Annotated in this window: 19 protein-coding genes, 1 other RNA gene and 2 pseudogenes; 11 read left to right on the top strand and 11 right to left on the bottom strand. The window is 53.4% G+C overall.

Features of this window, described 5'->3' with window-relative positions:
* Nucleotides 1-6: 6 nt before the first annotated feature.
* On the bottom strand, nt 7-378 hold the full coding sequence (sufA, locus tag O1Q74_RS08440) for a Fe-S cluster assembly scaffold SufA (protein ID WP_271877887.1): 372 nt from the start codon (nt 376-378) through the stop codon (nt 7-9).
* Between the two features lie 427 nt (nt 379-805).
* Here sufA and O1Q74_RS08435 point away from each other — a divergent pair, with 427 nt between their 5' ends.
* Nucleotides 806-1,207, top strand: a complete 402-nt coding sequence (locus tag O1Q74_RS08435) for a hypothetical protein (protein ID WP_271877886.1) — start codon at nt 806-808, stop codon at nt 1,205-1,207.
* Between the two features lie 49 nt (nt 1,208-1,256).
* Here the strand turns inward: O1Q74_RS08435 and menI are convergent, their stop codons facing one another.
* Both menI and ydiJ read right to left on the bottom strand, forming a co-directional pair.
* On the bottom strand, nt 1,257-1,673 hold the full coding sequence (gene menI / locus O1Q74_RS08430) for a 1,4-dihydroxy-2-naphthoyl-CoA hydrolase (protein WP_271877885.1): 417 nt from the start codon (nt 1,671-1,673) through the stop codon (nt 1,257-1,259).
* On the bottom strand, nt 1,673-4,726 hold the full coding sequence (gene ydiJ, locus O1Q74_RS08425) for a D-2-hydroxyglutarate dehydrogenase YdiJ (protein WP_271877884.1): 3,054 nt from the start codon (nt 4,724-4,726) through the stop codon (nt 1,673-1,675). The genes menI and ydiJ overlap by 1 nt, the downstream gene beginning before the upstream one ends.
* A gap of 418 nt (nt 4,727-5,144) precedes the next feature.
* Between ydiJ and ydiK the strand changes: the two genes are divergently transcribed.
* The 3 genes from ydiK (at nt 5,145) to apbE (ending at nt 7,795) form a co-directional block, all read left to right on the top strand.
* A complete protein-coding gene (gene ydiK, locus O1Q74_RS08420; RefSeq protein ID WP_271877883.1) occupies nt 5,145-6,254 on the top strand; it encodes an AI-2E family transporter YdiK in 1,110 nt (369 codons plus the stop codon).
* A 289-nt stretch (nt 6,255-6,543) separates the two neighbouring features.
* An RNA gene (gene rprA / locus O1Q74_RS08415) (antisense sRNA RprA) lies at nt 6,544-6,657 on the top strand.
* Nucleotides 6,658-6,748: 91 nt separating this feature from the next.
* Nucleotides 6,749-7,795 (top strand): FAD:protein FMN transferase ApbE, encoded by a 1,047-nt coding sequence (apbE, locus tag O1Q74_RS08410; RefSeq protein WP_271877882.1) that lies wholly within the window; start codon nt 6,749-6,751, stop codon nt 7,793-7,795.
* A 431-nt stretch (nt 7,796-8,226) separates the two neighbouring features.
* Here apbE and ppsA read toward each other — a convergent pair whose 3' ends face one another.
* Nucleotides 8,227-10,605, bottom strand: a complete 2,379-nt coding sequence (gene ppsA, locus O1Q74_RS08405) for a phosphoenolpyruvate synthase (protein WP_271877881.1) — start codon at nt 10,603-10,605, stop codon at nt 8,227-8,229.
* A gap of 300 nt (nt 10,606-10,905) precedes the next feature.
* On the opposite strand from ppsA, the gene ppsR reads away from it, so the two are divergent.
* The 7 genes and pseudogenes from ppsR (at nt 10,906) to O1Q74_RS08375 (ending at nt 16,934) form a co-directional block, all read left to right on the top strand.
* Nucleotides 10,906-11,727, top strand: a complete 822-nt coding sequence (gene ppsR, locus O1Q74_RS08400) for a posphoenolpyruvate synthetase regulatory kinase/phosphorylase PpsR (RefSeq protein ID WP_271877880.1) — start codon at nt 10,906-10,908, stop codon at nt 11,725-11,727.
* 280 nt (nt 11,728-12,007) lie between these two features.
* Nucleotides 12,008-13,054, top strand: coding sequence for a 3-deoxy-7-phosphoheptulonate synthase (locus tag O1Q74_RS08395; protein WP_271877879.1), 1,047 nt, complete (start codon nt 12,008-12,010; stop codon nt 13,052-13,054).
* Between the two features lie 221 nt (nt 13,055-13,275).
* Nucleotides 13,276-13,771: pseudogene (locus O1Q74_RS20350) on the top strand (ChuX/HutX family heme-like substrate-binding protein); the annotation flags it as partial.
* 68 nt (nt 13,772-13,839) lie between these two features.
* Nucleotides 13,840-14,328: pseudogene (locus O1Q74_RS20345) on the top strand (ChuX/HutX family heme-like substrate-binding protein); the annotation flags it as partial.
* A complete protein-coding gene (locus O1Q74_RS08385) occupies nt 14,325-15,143 on the top strand; it encodes a heme/hemin ABC transporter substrate-binding protein (RefSeq protein WP_271877877.1) in 819 nt (272 codons plus the stop codon). The pseudogene O1Q74_RS20345 and the gene O1Q74_RS08385, both read left to right, overlap by 4 nt.
* The gene (locus O1Q74_RS08380; protein WP_271877876.1) at nt 15,140-16,144 is read left to right on the top strand and encodes a FecCD family ABC transporter permease; all 1,005 of its coding nucleotides are present in this window, start codon (nt 15,140-15,142) and stop codon (nt 16,142-16,144) included. Before O1Q74_RS08385 ends, O1Q74_RS08380 begins: the two co-directional genes overlap by 4 nt.
* Nucleotides 16,137-16,934 (top strand): heme ABC transporter ATP-binding protein, encoded by a 798-nt coding sequence (locus O1Q74_RS08375; RefSeq protein ID WP_271877875.1) that lies wholly within the window; start codon nt 16,137-16,139, stop codon nt 16,932-16,934. Before O1Q74_RS08380 ends, O1Q74_RS08375 begins: the two co-directional genes overlap by 8 nt.
* Nucleotides 16,935-16,953: 19 nt before the next feature.
* Here the strand turns inward: O1Q74_RS08375 and O1Q74_RS08370 are convergent, their stop codons facing one another.
* The 7 genes from O1Q74_RS08370 to btuC all read right to left on the bottom strand — a co-directional run bounded on the left by O1Q74_RS08370 (nt 16,954) and on the right by btuC (nt 23,642).
* Nucleotides 16,954-18,405, bottom strand: a complete 1,452-nt coding sequence (locus O1Q74_RS08370; RefSeq protein ID WP_271877874.1) for a protein adenylyltransferase SelO — start codon at nt 18,403-18,405, stop codon at nt 16,954-16,956.
* A gap of 186 nt (nt 18,406-18,591) precedes the next feature.
* Complete coding sequence (locus tag O1Q74_RS08365) at nt 18,592-19,317, bottom strand: EAL domain-containing protein (RefSeq protein WP_271877873.1); 726 nt, start codon at nt 19,315-19,317, stop codon at nt 18,592-18,594.
* Between the two features lie 139 nt (nt 19,318-19,456).
* Nucleotides 19,457-20,473: a lipoate--protein ligase A gene (locus tag O1Q74_RS08360; protein WP_271877872.1), complete on the bottom strand. Its 1,017-nt coding sequence runs from the start codon at nt 20,471-20,473 to the stop codon at nt 19,457-19,459.
* A gap of 47 nt (nt 20,474-20,520) precedes the next feature.
* Nucleotides 20,521-20,997: an NlpC/P60 family protein gene (locus O1Q74_RS08355; RefSeq protein ID WP_220467019.1), complete on the bottom strand. Its 477-nt coding sequence runs from the start codon at nt 20,995-20,997 to the stop codon at nt 20,521-20,523.
* Between the two features lie 227 nt (nt 20,998-21,224).
* Entirely contained in the window at nt 21,225-22,001 is a 777-nt protein-coding gene (gene btuD, locus O1Q74_RS08350) for a vitamin B12 ABC transporter ATP-binding protein BtuD (protein ID WP_271877871.1), read from the bottom strand.
* Nucleotides 22,002-22,553 (bottom strand): glutathione peroxidase, encoded by a 552-nt coding sequence (locus tag O1Q74_RS08345; protein WP_271877870.1) that lies wholly within the window; start codon nt 22,551-22,553, stop codon nt 22,002-22,004.
* Between the two features lie 51 nt (nt 22,554-22,604).
* Entirely contained in the window at nt 22,605-23,642 is a 1,038-nt protein-coding gene (gene btuC, locus O1Q74_RS08340; RefSeq protein WP_271877869.1) for a vitamin B12 ABC transporter permease BtuC, read from the bottom strand.
* Nucleotides 23,643-23,743: the final 101 nt, after the last annotated feature.

The raw sequence follows: 23,743 nt of genomic DNA, 5'->3' as shown, positions 1-23,743 counted from the left end.
CATCACTTAAATGCCAAAGCTTTCGCCACATCCACAAGCATGTTGCGCTCTGGGATTATTAAACTTGAATATCTGATTCAGCCCTTCACGGACGAAATCGAGTTCTGTGCCGTCAATGAAAGGCATTGCTTTCAGTGGGACATACAGTTTTGCACCATCACGTTCGAAGACCAGATCGTCGGTTTCGAACTCCTGAACCAGATCCAGCACATAGCCAAATCCCGCACAGCCGGATTGTTTAACGCTGAGCCGCAGTCCTTGCACGGCCTCATCCTGCTTCATCAGATTCTTAATCTGCTTCACGGCGCTTTCTGTCAGCGTCAATCCTTGCCAGACATTTTCATCCAGTGAAAACGTCCCTATATTTTCCGCTTGCATATGGAATACCTCATTACGTGTGGTACCAGTTTTAGGCTGGTTTCCCCTAATGTTAGTGATAATGAAACTAGCTTCAACCTCTTGTTTCGCAGGGCTATTCGTAACATTTCAGTTTTTAGCAAGCCAATAGCATCATTTTACACATCTCGAACGCAGCAAACAATATGACAAAAGATCAATTAACACATTGATTTTAAAATAATTATCATCATCACCCCGACATATTACGGCCAGGTAATAATTATCATCTCGTTATCATTATTATAACATTTATCGGTGATACCTATTTATAAAACAGGGGAGGTATATGAAGATTTATGTGATTCCCGATCGTATTTTTTGGCGTTAAAGCACATTTTTCCCATTGATCGCCGCCTTTTTTATCAATATGATAATGATTATCATTTCATATTCAGGATCGTTCACTATGTTTTCCGTGACTGCCTGGCTGCACCACCAGATTGACGAATATAAATTCCAGATTCGCGATGCCACCGTTGATTTTTACATGGCGGAAGCGCGCCTGAATCGCCCCGGAAGCAATATTGACCATTTACGTCGCTATCATAACGTCTGCATGGACATGGTTGAACTCTGTCTGAGAAATGGCGATGACGACAGCTATCTGCATGCGCTGGTCAAGCTACACAATCGGTTGATTAAAGAGATCAATAATGAAGGGCGTTGCCACCTCTTTCGGGTGCAAAGCTACTACTTTGCCCGTAACACGCTGAAGTCGATTTGCCATCAGCTAAGCATGCAAGGTTCATGGGATAAAGCCACCGCGTTTCAGACCGACTTCGTTAAGCGCGTGCCTTTTCTTCCCTGAATAACCGAACCAGACCGGCTGGCAGTCTGGTTCGGTGTTTGCTCTGTGTTTACGGTGTAATAACCGATGTTGTCAGACGAGAAATGCAGCACAGGCGATTCTGATTATCAAAAATCTCAATCTGCCACACTTGGCTACGGCGGCCAACGTGCAGCGCGCGGCACACGCCACGCACTTCACCTTCGCGCACGGCTCGCAGATGATTGGCATTGATTTCAAGGCCCACCACCTGCTGATCGCCCTCAGAGCACAAATAGCCCGCGACGGAACCCAGTGATTCCGCCAGCACAACAGACGCACCGCCGTGGAGTAAGCCAAACGGCTGGCGCGTGCGTTCATCCACCGGCATCACGGCTTCCAGAACATCATCCGCGATATGGGTATAGCGAATACCGACATGGCCCACCATGCACGTCTGACTCTGTTGATTAAGTTGCTCAAGCGTAACCTGTCGTTTCCATAGCATCAGATAATCTCCAGCAGGGCTTGTAGCGGATGGCGTAATGCGCTGCCTTCCATACGTTTCACCTGACTGCGGCATGAATAGCCGGTGGTCAGGCAGCGTTTCTGGGGTAACTTCTGCAACACCTGTTGCCAGGATAGTGCATAAATGCCCTGCGAGTTGGCGAGGTTTTTGGTTTCATGACCGTAGGTTCCCGCCATACCGCAACATCCGACGCTGACATTTTCCAGTTTGGCACCAAAGCGCAAGAAGATATCAGCCCACTGTTTCGTACTGATCGGCAGCGCCGTGGTTTCCGTACAGTGTCCCAGCAGATACCAGGATTCGCCAGTGGCAGGCTGCGACGAGCTGTCGGCCAGTGCCGTCACCAGCCATTCATGCACCAGTTGCACCTGGAAATCACCGCGTTTCTCACCCAGGATTTCACGGTATTCATCGCGATAGCACAGTACCAACGCCGGATCGACGCCTACCATCGGCATCCCCAGTTTAGCCACGCGATTCAGGAAATCAGCCGTCTTTAACGCAGTTTTAGCAAAACGCTGCAAGAAGCCCTTAATGTGTTGCGCCTTCCCGTTCGGTGAGAACGGTAACAGCACCGGTTTCAGCTTCAGTTTTTCGATCAGATGGATGAAATCAGCCACCACCTGCGCATCGTAATAGCTGGTAAACGGATCCTGCACAATTAACACGTACTGCTGACGCGCCGCTTCCGGCAACTGTTCCAACTGTTCCAGCGTGGTGTTGACGCCACTATGTCCGGCAAACTGCTGGCGCAGCGACGGCGATGACAGCAAAGGTAAATCAACCATGCCGATCTGGCTGCGGCTCAGATTATTCAGCAGCGGCATTTTCAGGAAGAAGTTAAACGTCTTCGGACTGCGCGCCATCAGCGGTGCATAGCTTTCAACGCCGGCGACCAAATAGTCACGAACCGGACGCAGATAGCGCGTGTGATAAAGCTGTAGGAAGCGGGAGCGGAAACCGGGCACGTCAATTTTGATAGGGCACTGCGTTGAACAGGCTTTACACGCCAGACAGCCCGACATCGCCTCTTTGACTTCGTGGGAGAAATCGTAATCCCCCTGCTTCGCCTGCCAGGTATTGCGGGTTTTCTGGATAAACGCCCGCAGGCTCAGTTTCTGCTGCGGCAATGCCTTCTCCAACGCCACCGGATCGACGCCCTGCTCTGCCAGCAGGCGTAACCATTCACGCACCAGCGTCGCACGGCCTTTCGGCGAATGAATACGGTTGCCGCTGATTTTCATCGACGGGCACATTGGGCTACGGGCATCAAAGTTAAAGCACAGCCCGTTACCGTTACATTCCATCGCGCCACGGAACGCCGTACGCACCGTCAGCGGGATCGTACGGTCGAACGTGCCGCGCTTGACCGCATCGACTTTCATCATCGGCGCATCCACGTCCAGCGGCGCACAAATCTTCCCAGGATTAAGCCGGTTATCTGGATCGAACGCCGCTTTGATGCGGCGCAGTTCGGCATACAGCTCCGGCCCAAAAAATTCAGGGCTGTACTCGGCGCGGAAGCCTTTGCCGTGTTCCCCCCACAGCAGGCCGCCATATTTAGCCGTCAGCGCGACAATCTGATCGGAAAGCTGCTTCATCAGCATTTCCTGCTGTGGGTCGCACATATCCAGCGCCGGACGGACGTGCAGCACCCCGGCGTCCACGTGACCGAACATACCGTACGTCAGGTTATGGCTGTCCAGCAGCGCGCGGAATTCTTCGATGTAATCGGCCAGATGCTGTGGCGGCACGCAGGTATCTTCCGCAAACGGAATCGGCTTCGCCAGCCCTTTGCTGTTGCCCAGCAGACCGACGGCTTTTTTCCGCATGGCATAAATACGTTCGATGCCGGCCAGATCGTTACAGGTTTGATAGCCAATCACCCCGCCTTCTCCGCTCGCCAGCAGCGTATCCAGCCCCTGACAGAGCGCGTCAACCTGCCCGTTAATCAAGGTTTCATCATCGCCCGCGAACTCAACGATATTCAGGCCCAGCATTTCCTGATTAGGCACATCGGTAATCAGTTCGCTAACGGAATGCCAGACGATATCTTCACGGGCCAGGTTTAATACCTTCGAGTCCACGGTTTCAACCGACAGCGCCTTCGCTTCCACCATGAACGGCGCATTGCGCAACGCTGAGTTAAAGGAGTCATATTTGATATTCACCAGACGGCGAATCTTTGGCAACGGCGTGATGTCGAGCTTCGCTTCGGTGATAAACGCCAGCGTGCCTTCAGCACCGGTCAGAATTCGCGTCAGGTCAAAGGTCTGGAGATCGTCGCTAAACACATGGCGCAGGTCGTAACCCGTCAGAAAACGATTCAGCTTGGGAAATTTGTCGATGATCAACGCGCGCTGTTCGCGACAGCGGTGCAGCACCGTATGGTAAATGCGACCGATAGAGGAATCTTCTAACGCCAGCTTCTCTGCCAGCGCTACCGGCATCGCCTGCGTATCCAGCATCTCGCCGCCCAGCAGAACCGCACGCAGCCCCAGCACATGATCTGAGGTCTTGCCATATACCAATGAACCTTGCCCCGATGCATCGGTATTGATCATGCCACCCAGCGTCGCCCGGTTACTGGTCGACAGCTCTGGCGCAAAGAAATAGCCATAAGGCTTCAGGTACTGGTTAAGCTGATCTTTAATGACGCCAGCCTCGACGCGCACCCACCCCTGTTCAGGGTTAATTTCCAGAATGCGGTTCATATAACGCGACATATCGACCACGATGCCGCGATTCAGCGCCTGCCCGTTCGTTCCCGTCCCACCGCCGCGCGGGGTGAACGTCAGCCCTGAAAAACGTTCCTCACCGGCCAGCCGCGATAGCATCGCCACATCGGCGGTTGAACGGGGGAAAACCACCGCATCCGGCAAAAGTTGATAGATGCTGTTATCCGTTGCCATCGTCAGACGATCGGCATAATTGGTCGCCGTATCGCCCGTGAATCCATTTTTCTTCAATGCTTCCAGAAAATTAAGCACCGGCTGAACCAGCCCGGGAGATTGCGTGATCTGTGGGATCATTATTTTTTGACCCTGTCCGTACATGATGTGTTTGCCAATATGTCGTGATATGCCTGTGAAGCGCGGTATATAGCCTAATCTTGATCGCTTAAGGATAGAGATACCGGGGCTACCACGGTGTGAGGCATCCCTGCGGGAACCTCATCACCGTGCTTCCCCTAAAGCCATGCTTAAGTGACTAGCATTTGTATATAGCCGCCCTTTCATCGGGGACATCACGTTTTATCACATTTCGCAATCGTGTGCGCTCCCGGATCGGCAAAAACATACAGCGTGTTGGCGAACTGCCGTTTCACCAACAAAATGTTCAGCAGGCTGTCAAAACCCCCGGAAATATCTCATGATGATCGGTGATGACATGACTTAGCGCAGGCCAGCTCGCCTTCAGCCTTCCCTTTTGCTATTAAGGAACGATTCATTGAGCAAATATTCTCAGCCGCCACGATTTGACCTGGCCAGAATCCTGTTCAGTCTGGCGTTTATTACCATCATGATAATTGCCTGTTTTTGGGTGGTGCAGCCTTTTATTCTGGGATTCGCCTGGGCGTGTATGGTGGTGATTGCCACCTGGCCAGTGCTGATTAAGTTTCAGGCGCTATTGTGGGGGAGACGTTCTCTGGCCGTGATCGTCATGACGCTGCTGCTTATTCTACTATTTATCGTCCCGATTGCCGTTCTTGTCAGCAGCGTAGTGGATAACAGCTCAGCGTTAATGAGTTGGGGAGCCCGGCAGGAAAACTTTTCGCCACCGACACTGGAGTGGCTGACGTCTATTCCTTTCGTCGGTGAAAAATTATTCAACAGTTGGCAGACGTTGTTGCAAAGCGGCGGTAGCGGTCTGTTCGCCAAGGTGCAACCCTATTTTGGTAAAACAGCGACCTGGCTGGTGGCACAAGCGGCCAATATCGGGCGCTTTTTGATGCATTGCTCCCTGATGCTGATCTTCAGTGCCCTGCTGTATTACAAAGGGGAAGCCGTGGCGAAAGCCGTGCGACATTTCGCTATCCGGCTGGGGCAAGAGCGCGGCGATGCTGCTGTAATTCTGGCAGCACAGTCGATTCGTGCTGTCGCGCTAGGCGTGGTGGTTACCGCTATCGTGCAGTCGGTGCTGGGCGGAATTGGGCTGGGGTTGTCCGGTATTCCCCATACCACACTACTGACTGTGCTGATGTTTCTATCCTGTCTGGCGCAGTTGGGGCCACTTCCGGTACTGATTCCTGCCATTATCTGGCTATATTGGACGGGTGATGCCACCTGGGGCACAGTTTTGCTGGTCTGGAGCTGCGTCGTTGGCACTATCGATAACGTGATCCGTCCAGTATTGATCAGGATGGGAGCCGATCTTCCCATGCTGCTGATTCTTTCCGGCGTCATTGGCGGATTGCTGGCCTTTGGCATGATTGGGCTGTTCATTGGCCCGGTCGTCCTCGCCGTTTCCTATCGTCTGCTGTTTGCCTGGATGCGTGAAATCCCCGAACCGCAAAGCATCCTCTCCGTTAATACGTCCAGCAAATCAAAGCAAGAATAACGACGGTAAACACCATCTCGTCTCCCCGTGGGCGGTGCGCCGCCCGCGCCTTGCCCATTCTCACCATCATTTCTCTGTGGCGGTATATTCCCATACCTTTTCAATAGGTAAAAATAACTAATGATTAACCTTCTATTCTTAGGGATTCCTCCTAAAAATTTTGATATCATTTCTCTAATGCATCAATATTATTGACAATATAAAAACTCTGAGAGCCCAATCCTTAAAAGATCATTAACTATTAGGATGATTCTTAATGACTGAATAGAGCACAATCAATAGGATAAATACAGGAGCCAGTAGTAACCTACCTGTTTGTCAATGAGGTTTCCTCCTCGTCAGAGTTAGTAACGAATTGCTGTGTGTAGTCTTTGCCCATCCCCTGAGATGGGCCTTTTTTTTCCTTTCATTTCTCTTCCATTCAATTACGCTTCCTCCCTTTTTTGTTACTCTCCTGTCTGCCTACTCTCAGTTCAGTTTTTCAGGAGTTTTTCATGACGCCTCTCGCCGCGAAGAGATTACTACTCTGTGGCTTATTCAGCTTTCTGACCGCCTGCGACAATCCAACACCGACAGCACAGCGCCCCTTGTTAACCATTGAAGGTAAAACGATGGGGACGTTTTACAGCGTAAAAATTAGCGGCGACGTCACCGAAGACAAAACGCAACTGCAACGAGAAATCGATGCTCTGCTGGAGCAGGCTAATAACGACATTTCCACCTACCGTGACGATTCCGCGCTGTCGCGTTTTAATCAGTATCGGGGAACGGATCCACAGCCTATCAGCAACGGCATGGCGGATATCATCCTGGCCGCACTGCGTATCGGTAAAGCCACGCATGGCGCGATGGATATCACCGTTGGCCCATTGGTTAACCTCTGGGGATTCGGCCCGCAGAAGCAGCCGACGCGCATCCCTAGCCAGCAGCAGATCGACTTAGCGCGGCAAAACGTTGGGTTGCGTCACCTGAAACTGATCGGCGACGAAAAAGGAGAATGGATTCAGAAGGATCTCCCGGATTTATATGTCGATCTCTCCACGCTGGGTGAAGGGTACGGTGCGGACGTTCTTGCGCAGTTAATGACGCGTAAAGGGATCACCAATTATCTGGTTTCCGTCGGTGGCGCGATTTCCAGCCGTGGCGTGAACGCCGAAGGGACGCCGTGGCGTGTAGCAATTCAGAAGCCAACCGACCAGGAAAACGCGGCACAGGCAGCGGTGAATTTGCAGGGTTATGCCATTAGCACCTCCGGCAGCTACCGAAATTATTTTGAGCAGGACAACAAGCGCTATTCTCACGTTATCGATCCCGAGACGGGCAGACCGATTACTCATCAATTGGTTTCTGCAACCGTGATTGCTCCGACCGCACTGGAAGCCGATGGCTGGGATACCGGTTTGATGGTATTGGGCACGGAGAAAGCGTTAAAGCTGGCGGAACAGCAAGGGCTGGCGGTTTATCTGATTACCAAAACGGATAAGGGCTTTAGCGCGGTAATGACGCCGCAGTTTAAATCCTTCCTGATTGCGGCACCGTGATTTTCAGCACAGCTTGCGATCAGCAGCGGTCGAGCGGTGGTAATGGATAGATCGTAAAGACGCTGTGAATACGTCCCTGGAAATTGAGGGTTACCCCACAAATCCGGGAAATAAATTTCTGTAACCACAGTGAAAATTTCGTGCGCACTAACTTCAGTCAATTTTTGCAACTGTCGCAGCACGCGCCCGACATGGGGCGGTTCAATCGCCACCGCCCCATGACCCCAGGCTTTTCGCGAAATCGTGTCGCTACGCGATACCTTCGGCGTTCGTGACCGCAACTCGGGCCGCCATTGACGCGCTCCCTGCGCGGCACTGGCTTTCGCGGCGTCCTTGCCGCTCACCCGGCAGTCACTCCCACCTCAGCACGATTATTACGCGACTAAAAACTTTAAAAACAATACATTGATATCTAAAAATTCATCGCAGCACTAGTTGTGCTCAGCCAGATTCAGCCAGGTTTGCACCACGGTGTCTGGGTTAAGTGACAGGCTATCGATGCCCTGTTCCATCAGCCAGAGCGCGAAATCCTCGTGATCTGACGGACCCTGACCGCAAATACCAACGTATTTACCCTGTTTCTTGCCGGCTTTAATCGCCATCGACAGCAGCGCCTTCACCGCATCATTACGTTCATCAAACAGCGACGATACCACGCCGGAATCACGATCCAGCCCCAGCGCCAGCTGTGTCATGTCGTTTGAGCCGATGGAGAAACCATCAAAGTGTTGCAGGAATTCATCGGCCAGCAGCGCGTTGGACGGAATTTCGCACATCATGATGATTTTCAGGCCGTCTTCGCCACGGCGCAGACCCTGACTCGCCAGTTCGGCAATCACCGCCTCCGCTTGCGCCACGGTACGAACAAACGGGATCATGATCTCGACGTTCTTCAGCCCCATCACGTTACGCACGCGCTTAACCGCTTCACACTCCAGCGCAAAGCAGGCTTTGAAGTCCGAAGAGACATAGCGACCCGCACCGCGGAAGCCCAGCATTGGGTTTTCTTCTTCCGGCTCATAGCGCTCGCCGCCAACCAGATTGGCGTACTCGTTGGATTTAAAATCGGACAGGCGGACGATGACGCGCTTCGGTGCGAATGCTGCGGCCAGCGTCGCGATCCCTTCCACCAGACGGCCGACATAGAATTCCACCGGATCGTCGTAGCCCTGCATCAGCGTTTTGATCTCGCGTTGCAGTTCTGGAGTCTGTTGATCGAATTCCAGCAGTGCACGTGGGTGCACGCCAATCATGCGGTTAATGATGAATTCCAGACGCGCCAGACCGACGCCATCGTTTGGCAGGCAGGCAAAATCAAACGCACGGTCAGGGTTACCCACATTCATCATGATTTTCAGCGGCAAAGCCGGCATTTCATCAATCTGTGAGCTCTTCACGGAGAAGTCCAACAGATCCTGATACACATAACCCGTGTCGCCTTCCGCACAAGAAACGGTCACTTTTTGCCCCTTGCGCAAACGCTCGGTCGCATCACCGCAGCCCACAACGGCAGGGATGCCCAGTTCACGCGCGATAATGGCGGCATGACAGGTGCGTCCACCACGATTGGTCACAATCGCCGCGGCCTTCTTCATGATCGGTTCCCAGTCTGGGTCGGTCATGTCGGTTACCAGCACATCGCCCGCGTTGATCAGGTGCATCTCGCTGATGTCCTGAATCACTTTGACTTCGCCCGCACCGATGCGGTGACCGATCGCACGGCCTTCCACCAGCACGGTACCGCTGGCAGGCAGATGATAGCGTTCCATGACCTGGCCGTTGGAACGAACCGTTTCCGGGCGTGCCTGCACGATATAGAGTTTACCGGTGTGGCCATCTTTCGCCCACTCGATGTCCATCGGGCGACCGTAGTGTTTCTCAATCAACAGCGCCTGACGCGCCAGTGCCTGCACTTCATCATCCGTCAGGCTGAAACGCGTCGTTTGCTCTGCTGGCACATCTTCAATCCGCACCTGCTTGCCATGTTCCTGGCTCGCGGCATACACCATACGGATTTTTTTCGATCCCATATTACGGCGCACAATCGCAGGCTTGTTGTTCTGTAAAGTCGGCTTGTGAACATAGAACTCATCCGGGTTCACCGCACCCTGCACCACCATTTCGCCCAAGCCGTAAGCCGAGGTGATGAACACCACCTGATCAAAACCAGATTCGGTATCGATGGTAAACATCACGCCCGCAGACGCCAGATCGGAGCGCACCATACGCTGTACGCCCGCCGACAGCGCCACGCCGCGGTGGTCATAGCCCTGATGCACACGATAAGAGATCGCGCGATCGTTAAACAGCGATGCAAACACGTGCTTCACCGCGACCATCACCGCATTGATGCCCTGCACGTTCAGGAAAGTTTCCTGCTGACCCGCAAAGGACGCATCCGGCATGTCTTCTGCCGTGGCAGAGGAACGCACAGCAAACGAGGCGTCTTTCTCACCATCGGCCAGTTGCTGATAGGCATCATGAATCGCCTGCTCCAGCTCTGGCTGGAATGGCGTATCAATAATCCACTGGCGAATTTGCGTACCGGCGCTAGCCAGTTGGTTCAGATCGTCAATGTCGGTGCGATCGAGCAGCTCATAAATGCGCTGGTTAATCCCACTTTGATTAAGAAAATCATTAAACGCCTGCGCCGTTGTCGCAAAGCCGTTGGGAACGGCTACGCCCAATCCTGAAAGGTTGGTGATCATTTCACCCAGAGAGGCATTTTTGCCTCCCACCCTTTCAACGTCGTGCATACCGAGCTGGTTATACCAAAGGACATTACGCAAATCAGGGCCGTTATTGGACATCGAAAATAATCCTTTCTGCATACAATTAGGGTATGAAAGAGTGTGGTTGAGAATCGCCTCAACGCAATCAGGTTAGCATAGCGTTTTGATGAACATAGATAGGTGAATCGATCAACCTATGAAAAAAAACTGATTTCACGGCAGATGACTGCTTAATGCGGTAAAAATCCAATATCGTAGAAGATTAGCATTCTTTATCATAAAGATAATGAAATGACGTTTTAATAAAAGTATTCGCAAAACACAATTTTTGACGAGGTTAACGTGTTCGAACTGTCGGAAATATCACAAGGGGGTTATGTGGAAAGAAGCGTATTTTATGTCTCGGACGGTACAGCCATTACGGCTGAAGTACTCGGTCATGCGGTGTTGTCCCAGTTCCCCGTGAACACCGTTAGCTATACCTTACCTTTCGTTGAAAGTGAAGCACGCGCTAAAGCCGTGTGTGAACAAATCAATACGTTGTATCACCAAACCGGTGTGCGTCCGCTGGTGTTTTACTCCATCGTCACGCCGACCGTGCGTAACATTATTACCCGCAGTGAAGGGTTTTGTCAGGACATCGTGCAGGCATTGGTTGCCCCTTTGCAGGAAGAACTGAACACGCCGCCTACGCCGGTTGCTAACCGTACTCATGGTTTGACCGCCAATAATCTGAGCAAATACGACGCCCGTATTGCGGCCATCGACTACACGCTGGCACACGATGATGGCATCTCGCTGCGTAATCTCGATCAGGCGCAGGTCATTCTGCTGGGCGTGTCACGCTGTGGCAAGACGCCGACCAGCCTGTATCTGGCGATGCAATTCGGCATTCGCGCCGCCAACTATCCTTTTATTGCCGACGATATGGACAACCTGCGCCTACCCGATGCGTTGAAGCCCTTCCAGCACAAGCTATTCGGGCTCACCATTGATGCCGAACGGTTGGCAGCCATTCGGGAAGAGCGTCGGGGCAATAGTCGCTATGCGTCGCTGCGTCAGTGCCGCATGGAGCTGAGCGAAGTTGAGGCGCTATTTCGCAAACACCAGATTAAATATCTCAATACGACCAATTATTCCGTTGAGGAAATTTCCGCCAAAATCATCGACATTCTCGGCATGAGTCGAAGAATGTACTAGTACACGATAGTTTTTTTGTCCTGATGCGGTTGTAATGTGCGCCATTTCGTTTATTGTGTGCACCATCACTTCCCGGCATTTCGCCGCTGCGAAGCAACCTTTTAGTCGGAAACATAGCCTGAAAACTCTGTCTGAAAACATTGTCGTGGTTCGAAAACATTGCTGTGATTCGAAAACAGTGTCGTGATTCGAAAACAGTGTCGTGGTCTGAAAGACCCATCATGTCCACGCTTTTTCAGTAAAGACAGGTTTTCGGCTTGACCGCATTCAGAGACAAAACATGCTACAAACAGATGAACTGCGGAGCGCGCGCATCGAGAGTCTGGTGACGCCCCAAACGTTACTCGCCAGACTCCCGATTACCCCTGCCGTTGCCGAAAATGTCACCTCGTCACGTAAGAAAATTGAAGCCATTCTAACCGGTCAAGATCCTCGCCTGCTCGTCGTGATTGGCCCCTGCTCGATCCATGACACCGACAGCGCGTTAGATTATGCACGCCGTCTGGCTGCGCTACGTACGCAGTATCAGGACAGACTGGAAATCGTCATGCGCACCTATTTTGAAAAACCGCGCACGGTCGTAGGCTGGAAAGGACTCATTTCCGATCCGGCACTGAATGGCACCTTTCAGGTAAACGAAGGGCTGGAGATTGCCCGCCGTCTGCTGCTGGATGTCAACCAGCTTGGGCTGCCAACCGCGACGGAATTCCTCGATATGGTCACCGGCCAATATATTGCCGACCTGATTAGCTGGGGTGCGATTGGTGCAAGAACCACCGAAAGCCAGATTCACCGGGAAATGGCCTCGGCGCTGTCCTGCCCCGTCGGCTTCAAGAACGGCACAGACGGCAACACGCGTATCGCCGTTGATGCCATTCGTGCCGCCCGTGCCCGGCATATGTTCCTTTCGCCGGATAAGCAGGGCTTCATGTCGGTCTACAAAACGCAGGGCAATCCGTTTGGTCATATTATTATGCGCGGCGGGAAAAAACCGAATTACCACGCGGAAGACATCGCTGCCGCCTGCGCTCATCTGCGTGAGTTCTCACTGCCCGAGCATCTGGTGATCGATTTCAGCCATGCCAACTGTCAGAAACAGCACCGTCGCCAGCTCGATGTAGCCGATGACATCTGCCAGCAAATTTGTGCGGGCTCACGTGCCATCGCGGGCATCATGGCGGAAAGTTTCTTAATTGAAGGCAACCAGCCTGCTATCAATCCTCTGGCATTGACGTATGGGCAATCCATTACCGATCCTTGTCTGAGCTGGCAGGACACCGAAACGCTGCTGGCTCGTCTGGCAGACGCCGTCGACAGCCGTTTCTAATCCGATACGCGCTGGCACACTCACCTTCTCCGGTCGTGTGCCAGCCGTTTTCCTCTTTTCCCGCCACCTCTCCCACACTCTCGCAGCACGTAAATTCCTCTTACGATTTCTCTTATTCCACTTATTAAGAAAACTTCACTTGAGGTTGCGTTTTTGTTACATGAAAATGATTCTCATTCATTGCTATAATCAATACGACAACGATTAAGGGAACGAACGAGATGCAGACGTCTATTTACCAACAATACCTTCAGGCTAAAGTTGAACATCCGCGTAAATATGCTCGCGATCTGGCTGCGCTACTCGGCATCAGCGAAGCGGAACTGACTCACGCACGTGTCGGACACGATGCGCAACGCCTCCAGGGTGATGCTAAAGTCTGGTTAAGCGCGCTGGAGCAGGTTGGTAATACCAAGTCGATCACGCGCAACGAGTACGCCGTGCATGAGCATACTGGCTATTATCAAAACCAGACGTTGGATGGACATGCTGGCCTTATCCTCAACCCGCGCGGATTGGATCTGCGTTTATTCCTCTCTCAATGGGCTTCAGCCTTTGCGCTGCGTGAAAACACCGCGCGCGGAGAGCGTCAAAGCATTCAATTCTTTGATCATCAGGGCGATGCGATTCTGAAGGTCTACACGACCGACACCACGGACATGGCCGCCTGGCAGCTATTTGTTGAGAAATTCACTAGCAGCGAAAATCCCACGCTGGTACGTCGTTCGGCCACCAATGGTGCGGCGGCTGAACAGGCCATTGCCCATAATTCTCAGTTTGAAGCAGACTGGCGTGCAATGAAGGACGTGCATGATTTCTTCATCCTGCTCAAGCGCTATAACCTGACGCGCCAGCAGGCATTTAACTCAGTCGCTGACGACTTGGCTTACCGGGTAGACAACGATGCGCTGTCACAGATTCTGTTTGCCGCGCGTGAAGATCAGAACGAAATCATGGTGTTTGTCGGCAACCGCGGCTGTGTGCAAATCTTCACCGGTACGCTCGAGCGCGTAGAGCGTATGGAGCAACATGCGGAATGGATTAACATCTTTAATAAAGACTTTACGCTGCATCTGATCGAAGGCGCGATCGCTGAAAGCTGGGTGACGCGCAAACCGACGGTTGACGGTATCGTGACCAGCCTCGAACTCTATGCCGCAGACGGCTCTCAAATTGCACAGCTCTTCGGGCAACGTACCGAAGGTACGCCGGAACAACAACAGTGGCGCAACCAAATCGATGCCCTGAAACCGCATAAGGATCTCGCTGCATGAAAAACTGGTTATTCCCCCTGCTTTTGACACTCCCGCTGGGGGTGTCTGCTGCCGAACGTATCGTTTCTATCGGCGGCGACGTCACGGAAATCATCTATGCGCTGGGCGCAGAGAAAGACCTTGTTGCACGTGATAGTACCAGTCTGCACCCGGAAGCCGTGAAGAAACTGCCTGATGTCGGTTACATGCGTCAGCTCAACACCGAAGGCATTCTGGCGATGAAACCTTCTCTGGTCGTTGCCAGCGATCTGTCTCAACCGTCGCTTATCCTGCAACAGGTTGCGGACAGCGGCACTAAAGTGGTGCATGTGCCTGCCCAACCTTCACTGGATGTCGTGCCGCAGAAAATCGATGTCATCGCACAAGCGCTGGGCAAAGACACCGAAGGGAAAAAGCTGACGGAAACCTATCAGCAGCAGTTGGCGGCAGTCAAAACGTCACCGCTACCGGTTAACGTGCTGTTTGTTCTCAGCCACGGCGGCATGACCGCGATGGCCGCTGGCAAAAACACTCCAGCGGATACCATTATCCGCCATGCTGGGTTGAAGAATGCCATGCAGAACGTTGAACGCTACCAGCCGTTGTCACAAGAAGGCGTGGTTGCCAGCGCACCGGATCTGATTCTTATCTCCAGCCAGGGGCTGAAAACGCTGGGCGGCGAAGCGCAGGTCTGGAAATTACCTGGGCTAGAGCTGACGCCGGCAGGTAAGAACAAGCGTCTGCTGGTCGTCGACGATATGGCAATGCTGGGCTTTACGCTCGATACGCCGGCGCTGATGGCAACGCTGCGTCAGACCGCCGAAGCGATCAAATGACGTCACGGTTTCATCCGCGCACCTGGTTGATCGCGCTGCTGTTCCTGATGGTGGCACTGATGGTGGGGGCCGCCAACATGGGCGCACTGACCCTATCGCTCAAGATGTTATGGCAAACACCGCTTGACGATCCGCTCTGGCATATCTGGCTGAATATCCGCGTTCCCCGCGTGCTGCTGGCGATCCTCGTCGGCGGCGCGTTGGCCTGTTCCGGCGCGATCATGCAAGGGTTATTTCGCAACCCGCTGGCCGATCCCGGTCTGCTTGGGATCAGCAGCGGTGCTGCACTCTGCGTGGCGCTGACTATCGTGCTGCCGCTCGGCCTTCCGCCACTTCTGGCACTTTACGGTCCGATGTTCGCCGCCTTTGCCGGTAGTCTGACGGTGACCGCGATCATTTTCATCCTCAGCCGCACCGAACAGGGTGGATTAACCCGATTATTACTGGCTGGCATCGCGCTCAATGCACTGTGTATCGCGCTGATCGGCGTCTTGACCTATATCAGTACCGACCAACAACTACGCCAATTTTCGCTCTGGGGCATGGGTAGCCTCGGGCAGGCGCAGTGGCCGATGTTGCTGGTTGCCAGCACGCTGACCATCCCTGCCATGATTGCGACATTGTACTACGCATGCCGTCTGAATTTATTGCAGCTAGGGGACGAAGAAGCGCATTACCTTGGCGTTAACGTGAAGCGCACCAAGCACATTCTGCTGCTGCTCAGCTCGCTGCTGGTCGGTGTAGCGGTGGCGGTCAGCGGCGTGATCGGATTTGTCGGGCTCATCATTCCGCACCTGATACGTTTGCATCTGGGTGCCGATCATCGCTGGCTCATTCCCGGTTCCATCCTCGGCGGTGCCTGCCTGCTGCTGTTTGCCGATACGCTGGCACGCACGCTGCTTGCGCCGGCAGAAATGCCCGTTGGGCTGTTAAGCAGCCTGATTGGCGGGCCATATTTCTTATGGCTGATCGTTCAGCACAAAGGACGTAGCAATGACTGACTCAGCGCTCGACCAGACGTTAGTCGCACGTCATCTACGCTTTCAGACCAACGGCCGTACTCTGACGGATGATGTTTCGCTGAAGCTACACTGTGGGGAAATCGTCGCGATTATCGGCCCTAACGGCGCGGGGAAGTCGACCCTGCTCCGTCTATTGACCGGTTATTTGACGCCCGATGACGGCGAATGTCTGTTAGCCGGACAGCCGTTTTCACACTGGCAGCCCGGCGCGCTGGCAAAAACGCGCGCGGTGATGCGTCAACATAGTGGCATGGCGTTCGCGTTTAGCGTACGGGATGTCGTCGCGATGGGGCGTTCCCCGCATGGTCGCTACCCGAAAAATGATGATGTTATTCAGCAGGTCATGGCGCAAACAGGCTGTCTGGAACTGGCGGCGCGCGACTATCGCCACCTTTCCGGCGGAGAGCAGCAGCGTGTACAGCTCGCTCGCGTGCTGGCGCAGCTGTGGCATCCAGAACCGACACCAGGCTGGCTGTTTCTCGATGAACCGACTTCAGCGCTGGATTTGTATCATCAGCAACATCTCTTGCGGTTGCTCAAGCAGCTCACGCGTGAACAACCGCTCTCCGTGTGCTGTGTTCTGCACGATCTGAATCTGGCCGCACTGTATGCCGATCGCATCCTGCTGTTGCACGAAGGGAAGCTGGTCGCACAGGGTTCGCCCGAGCAGGTGCTACAGGCTGAGACGTTGACCCGCTGGTATCGCGCCGACCTCAGCGTCGGTTCACACCCAGACTACACCATTCCGCAGGTTTATCTGCGGCAATAACCATCATTCCTGCTCCGGCTTAGCTGGAGCAGGAAATCTCCAGATGCTTACCCCACTCTGGCGGTAACGCTGCCAGATCGTTCTTATCCGGCTGTTCGTCAAACGGTCGACACAGTGCCTGATGCAGACGAGTCAGCACGCTGATATCATCACTTTCCGCCCGTTCAATCGCCATTTGCGCCAAATAATTGCGCAGAATGTACTTCGGGTTCGTCGCATTCATCAGTTGGCGACGTTCCTCATCGTTCTGTTCTTCCTGCATTAGTCTCTGGCGATAGCTCGCAAACCAGCTATCGAACGCAGCCCTGTCGATGAACTCATCACGGAGCGGCGCGCGTGATGCCTGTTTCTCACAGTCTGCCAGCAGACGAAATGTGCGGGTATAATCGCTGCCCTCTTGCTGCATCAGACGCAACAGCCCGACCAGCACATCATTATCCTCCGCGCTCGCGGTAAACAAGCCCAGCTTGGCGCGCATCAGCGTGCCATAGTGCTGCATCAGCGCTGGCTCATAGCGGGCAAGCGCACGCTCCAGCGTGTCGGTGTCCATCAGCCCCGACAGCGCCTGCGCCAGACGATGCAGATTCCACAGCCCTACGGCAGGCTGATTGTCAAACGCGTAGCGCCCGCGATGGTCGGAGTGATTACAGATGAAATCAGGCTGATAGGCATCTAAAAAGCCGTAAGGACCGTAGTCGATCGTCAGCCCCAGAATCGACATGTTATCCGTATTCATCACGCCGTGTGCAAACCCGACCGCCTGCCAATGCGTAATCAGCCGGGCGGTACGTTCTACCACATCGCCGAACCACAGCTCATAGCGACGCTCGTCGTGCTCCCACTGCGGCCAGTGGCGGGCAATGACATACTCCACCAGTTGGCGTACTTTTTCCGGCTCACGGCGATAGTAGAAGTGTTCAAAATGGCCAAACCGCACATGGCTTTCCGCCACGCGCAGCAGCATGGCACCCTTTTCTTCCTGTTCACGCTGCACCGGATGTGTGCTGGTGACAATCGTCAGTGCCCGCGTAGTGGGAATCCCCAGATGGTGCATCGCTTCCGAGGCCAGAAATTCGCGAATAACTGAACGCAGCACGGCACGACCGTCACCCATGCGTGAATACGGCGTCAGCCCTGCACCTTTCAGGTGCCAGTCCATGCTGCGGCCATCCGGCAGTTGTTGTTCTCCCAGCAGGATGCCACGCCCGTCGCCCAGTTGGCCGGCCCACATACCAAACTGATGGCCGCTATAAACCTGCGCCAACGGTGCCATTCCTGGCAGCAAGCGTTCACCGCTCCAGAGAGCATCTTGTTCCGGCGTAAACCAGTCGGCAGACAGGCCAAGTTCGGCGGCCAGCCCCTCGCTGTGATAAAGCAGGCGACCGCCATGTAGCGGCGTAGGTTGTAGCGCGGTATAGAACCCCGGCAGTTGGTGAAAATAGTGATTTTTGAATAACGGTGTCTGCTGCATCCTGTCTCCCTAGTACCACCCTGTTCAGGTGAAGAGAGCCATACGCTCACCACACATCGACTAACGGGTATGCAGAAAGTGTAGAGGGATGGCAATGAAATTAACACGGAGGAAACACAGGGGTATTATTTGCACCACGCCTATTCAGGAGGAACGCTCACACTCAAAGACCGTGAATCTCTTGAGTTAGCTGAGCAGCGTCGTACGCTGCTCAAGTCGCTCGAAATGCACGGCGGGCCACATTTGGCCCTGAACGGCATCAATATTTAGCTGCCTCATTTTATTCAGAATCGCCATACTATCGACCTCTTTGGCAACAATATCGATGCCTGAATAACTGTTTTTAATCGTCCGTAATAACGGCTCCATCATCAGCGTATTGGCCGGACGCGATAAAAGCTGCCCAATAAACTGACGATCCAGTTTCACTCCGCGCACTAACCCATCGTGCAAAGGTTTCAGCGTTGTCTTTGCAGAACCAAAATTATCCAGCCATAAAGGAACAGACCGGCTCAAATTCAGTAGCGCGGCGTTTTCTTTTCCCTGTGAAAGTTGTGGGAAAAACTCATTAATTTCCAACAGAACAAAATCGAGACGTTTGATTTCGTCGCGCAGCACGTCAGAATTGAGTAAAATTTCTGCTATTTCATGCCCCACCTTCAGCACCAGTTGAATGTGGTTATCGATAAACCATGCGGATTTTTCTTTGATAAAAAGCAGCTGTTCATGAATCAAATCCTGCTTCTGACGCGGATTCAATTGCATGAGGAGGATATCGGCAGGCATGCTCAACTTGCCCGAAAGGCCATTAAAATGGCTTATCATTTCGACAGCCAGTAGCGTTCCATCCAACCTGAATATCGGCCAAAAAACATAGTCACTGGTGTAGTCAACAGCAAGATGGATACGCATGATCCTGTACTGCATAGCAATTAGTAATAATCACATTACGTTATTATTATAGGTGAATCTACAACGCTTGTCCGCATAACGCACAAAAAATCACCTTTCTGCTATGTAACAGGACGTGTTTAGCAGCGAACGTCACGCGTTAACGCAAACTCTGCTCCAGCCAGTCGGCCAGTTCCTGCAATTCATTTTGCTGTTCGGGGAAAACGCTAATCAGCGTCTGACACGTAGCCGCCATATTTTCCGGGCGATATGCCGTTCCCTGTAATGCGCAAGCGAGTGCTTCTAACGGCGCGGGATTCAGGCTATCGGTATAAATCTGCGCACGGACAATCACGCCGCGTTCCACATCGAAATGCAATTCAATGCCGCCCCAGGTAAAGCGGTTATCGAGTAAATGCGAGAAATCTGGTGCCTGACCGAAATTCCATTCCCAGCTGCTTTGACGTGCAAACTGTTCGCTGAATCCCGGTAGATCTGGATGGGCAGAAGGCGAGATAATTTCCGGTTCACACTGTTCGCCGAAATAAGTAAAGAAGGCCTGCGTCACTGCCTGACTAATAATCTGGTGATCGACAGAGGGCAGCAATTCCACCAGATTAGCGACGCGGGAACGCACGGATGTAATCCCTTTCGCCTGTAGCTTCTTAACATCCGGGTTCAAATAGTCCGCTAAGCGACTGAGATCTGCATTCAGCAACAGCGTGCCATGATGAAAGCCGCGATCTTTGGTTTCGCGATAGGCAGAACCGGATACCTTGCGCACGCCGTCTGCGGTTTCCACCACCAGATCGTTACGACCCGACGCGCTGGCCTTTAACCCAAGCGCACTGAGTGCATCCAGAACGATCTGCGTTGAAACACTTTTGTCGTACTCCGGTTTGCCGGCCATAAAGGTAAAACAGGTATTCCCGAGATCGTGAAAGACCGCCCCACCGCCGCTGCTGCGCCGTGCCAGTTTGATGCCATCCTCTTCCATCCGCCGCGTATTGCACTCTTTCCACGGGTTCTGGGCGCGACCAATCACCACGGTTTCTGCATTGCGCCACAAAAATAACACCCGCTGCGTGGTGGGCATCTGGCGAAAGATGCATTCCTCAACGGCCAGATTAAACCAGGGATCGTAAGAGTCAGAGATGAGTAAACGCAGAGAGGACATGAGTGGATAGCTCCATGCTGTCAACAAAACAGAATAAGGAAGGAAAATTAGATGCGTCGAGCCTGCCAGTAAGCCCGTTTCCAGTACACGTTATCCAACGACGAGCGGATTACGCCCTGGCTGGTGGAGGCATGAATAAACTGATCGTCTTTATCATAAATGCCGACGTGCAACCCACTACTGCCGCTGCCCGTTTTGAAAAAGACCAAATCGCCCGGTAACAGATTATCGCGGTCAACGCGCTCGCCCAGTTCGGTTTGTTCTTCCGTGGTGCGCGGCAACTGCATGCCAAACTTATCGCGAAACGTCAGGTAGACGAAACCGGAACAATCGACGCCGTTACGATCCAGTCCGCCATAGCGGTAAGGCGTTCTGTACCATTGCCCCAGTTGATCGTTTAGCTGCACCATCACCATGATCGAATCGCTCAGGCGCGCATTCGGCGGCGGATTATTATGCCGACTACTGCTACAGCCGACCAAAATCAGGCTGGCGAGGATCAAAGCATGTCGTAAACGTATCATCGCAATTACCATAAAACCGCCGAAGCCATAGACCTCTAGCGTTTGAAAATGCTAGGTATTGGATTAATTTAGCGTTTAATCGGGGTAACTGGCAAGTAAAGGCGATTTTTCCTATTTTCTGACGACGTCATCCCCTCGCAACAGGAGTCAGGGGCCTGAATAATACTGGCCGTTTAAGCATGGATTGAGGGGACTATCCCGGTATCTCGATAGTTAAACGAGCGGCGCTAGGCGCTGCGCGTGATGATCCAATTTCTGCCATCAACCACGTGCCGCTGAAACGCGACACCAAACACAGGGGAAAGCACCTCAGGCAACATCACCTCCGCCGTCTCGCCCTGTGCCACCAGTACGCCTTCTGACAACAACCACACACGATCCGCATGGTGGGCGCTGTGGTTCAGATCGTGGGCGCAAACCATGACCGTGATGCCAAAATGGCAGAGTTCACTCAATAACGCATCCAGTGCCGCCTGCTGCGCCACATCGAGGCTGTTGGTCGGTTCATCCAGCAGCAGCAAACGCGCATGCGGGTTGATCGTCGGCCAAATCTGCAACAGCGCCGCCACCAGCCGAACGCGCTGCCACTCGCCGCCCGATAATTGCGTGAGCGGGCGCGCCAACTTGTCGGTTAACATCAGGCGTTCTGCCAGAAAATGCACCACCTTTTCGACCGCGTATTCCTGAGCCAGCGGCGGTTGATGCAGTTGCCAGTACTGGAATACCGGCATCAGCGCCAGAGGAGGCTGCTGCTGTGCCAGATAGGCGCGTCGTACGGCTAAATCCGCCGCCGTATACTGCGACAGCGGCGTACCAGCCAGATAGACCTCGCCTTCCCCCGCCAGCAGGCCAGCCGCTCTTGCCAGCAGGGTACTCTTCCCTGCCCCGTTCGGGCCAATGATATGCAGCAACTCACCGCGACGACACGCCGCCGTTGTCGGCAACAAACGCGGCGATATGCCAGCCTGCCGTAGCTGCAATACCGGGGAAGTTTGTTGCGTCAATTATTTTACCAACGCCGCTTCGATCGCTTTCACAATGGTGTCATGGTCAGGTGCCATATCCGGCGCAAAACGATCAATCACACGCCCTTCGCGATCCACCAGGAATTTTTCGAAATTCCACAGGATGTCTTCCGGATTCTTAGGCTTACGACCTTTATTGACCAAACGCGCAAAAAAATCACTTTTCCAGGTTCCGTTGGCTTCCGGCTGCTCACGAATCAACCGCTGATACAGTGGATGACGATTCTCGCCATTCACTTCAATCTTGCTGAACATCGGGAACTGAACGCCAAACGTCCCACGGCAGAATGCCTGAATCTCTTCTTCCGAGCCCGGTTCCTGCCCGGCAAATTCATTGGAAGGGAATCCCAACACAACCAGACCTTTGTCGCGATAGGTCTCATAGAGTTTTTCCAACGCGTCGTATTGCTTAGTCAGGCCGCATTGCGATGCGACATTAACAACTAAAGCCACCTGCCCTTTAAACGCCTCAAACGTTGTCGCTTTCCCGTCGATAGTGGTCAGCGGAATAGCATAGATTTCAGTGCTCATCGTTTTGCTCCCTTTAATGATCAATAAGAATGGATAAAACAGGACCTATCGCTACAGCCGATTACGTAATAACAACCAGATAAACCATGGCGATCCCAGCGTAGCGGTAACCACGCCTATCGGCAACTCGGCTGAACTCAGCGCCACGCGCGCGACCGTATCCGCCAGCAGCAGAACACCACCGCCAGCCAACGCACAGCCGCTCAATAAATAGCGCTGATCGGTCAACCCGCACAGCCGCAACATGTGTGGGCTCACCAAGCCAATAAACGCGATGATGCCGGCCAGCGCCACGCTCAGCCCGACCTGTACACCCATCACCAACACGAGAATCGTGCGCCAGCGATAGACCGGAATACCCAACTGACGCGCCTGAATCTCACCCAGCGTCAACCCGTTCAGCACGGCCCCCTGACGACTCAGCCACAGCAGCAGCGGCAAGAGCGCCAACATCAGCCAGCCGTGCCGCCAGTCAATACCGCTGAAGCCCCCCATCATCCAGTACATCAGTTGGCGTAAATCGAGACTGGTACTGAAATAGACGGTCCAGGTCATCACCGCGCTACAGATAATCCCGAGCGCAATGCCAATGAGTAATAAACGGGTGTTGGAAATATGACGGCGGGCAAAATGGAGCAACAGAAAGGTAATCAGCAGCGCGCCAGCAATGGCGCTCAGGCTTAAGGTCCAGACGGGCAGCAATCCCTGCCCCAGCAGTACCGCCAGCACTAAGGCCACGCCCGCGCCGTTCGCGACGCCCAGCAACCCCGGTTCCGCCAATGGGTTATCAAAAACCGCCTGCATCACGGTGCCTGACATCGCCAGACTAGCGCCCACCAGCATCACAGCCAATGTTCTCGGCAAACGCAATTGCCAGACAAAGAGTTGCTGAGCGTCATCCAGCCAGGCCGTCGGCCAAATCCAGCGCTCTCCGGCGCACAGACTGACGGTCAGCGCAAGCGCAAGAAACACCAACAGCAGTACCAGACTCCGACGATCGCGTCTGTACTGCTGTTGTTTTAGCTGGCTGTAGTGAGGCAACGGCGTCGCGTGCTTTAGCGGGATATCACCCGGCGATAATGGCTGCATTGTTCACCGTAACAAGGAATCCAGCGCAATAAAAGAGCGCAGTTAAGATAACGTCCTGTCACGTATGTTAAACGATTTCGCCTGCCTTACACGCTTTTTCA

It is taken from the genome of Pectobacterium sp. A5351, from assembly GCF_028335745.1.
Taxonomy (GTDB): domain Bacteria; phylum Pseudomonadota; class Gammaproteobacteria; order Enterobacterales; family Enterobacteriaceae; genus Pectobacterium.
This window is presented reverse-complemented; position numbering and strand designations above follow the sequence as displayed.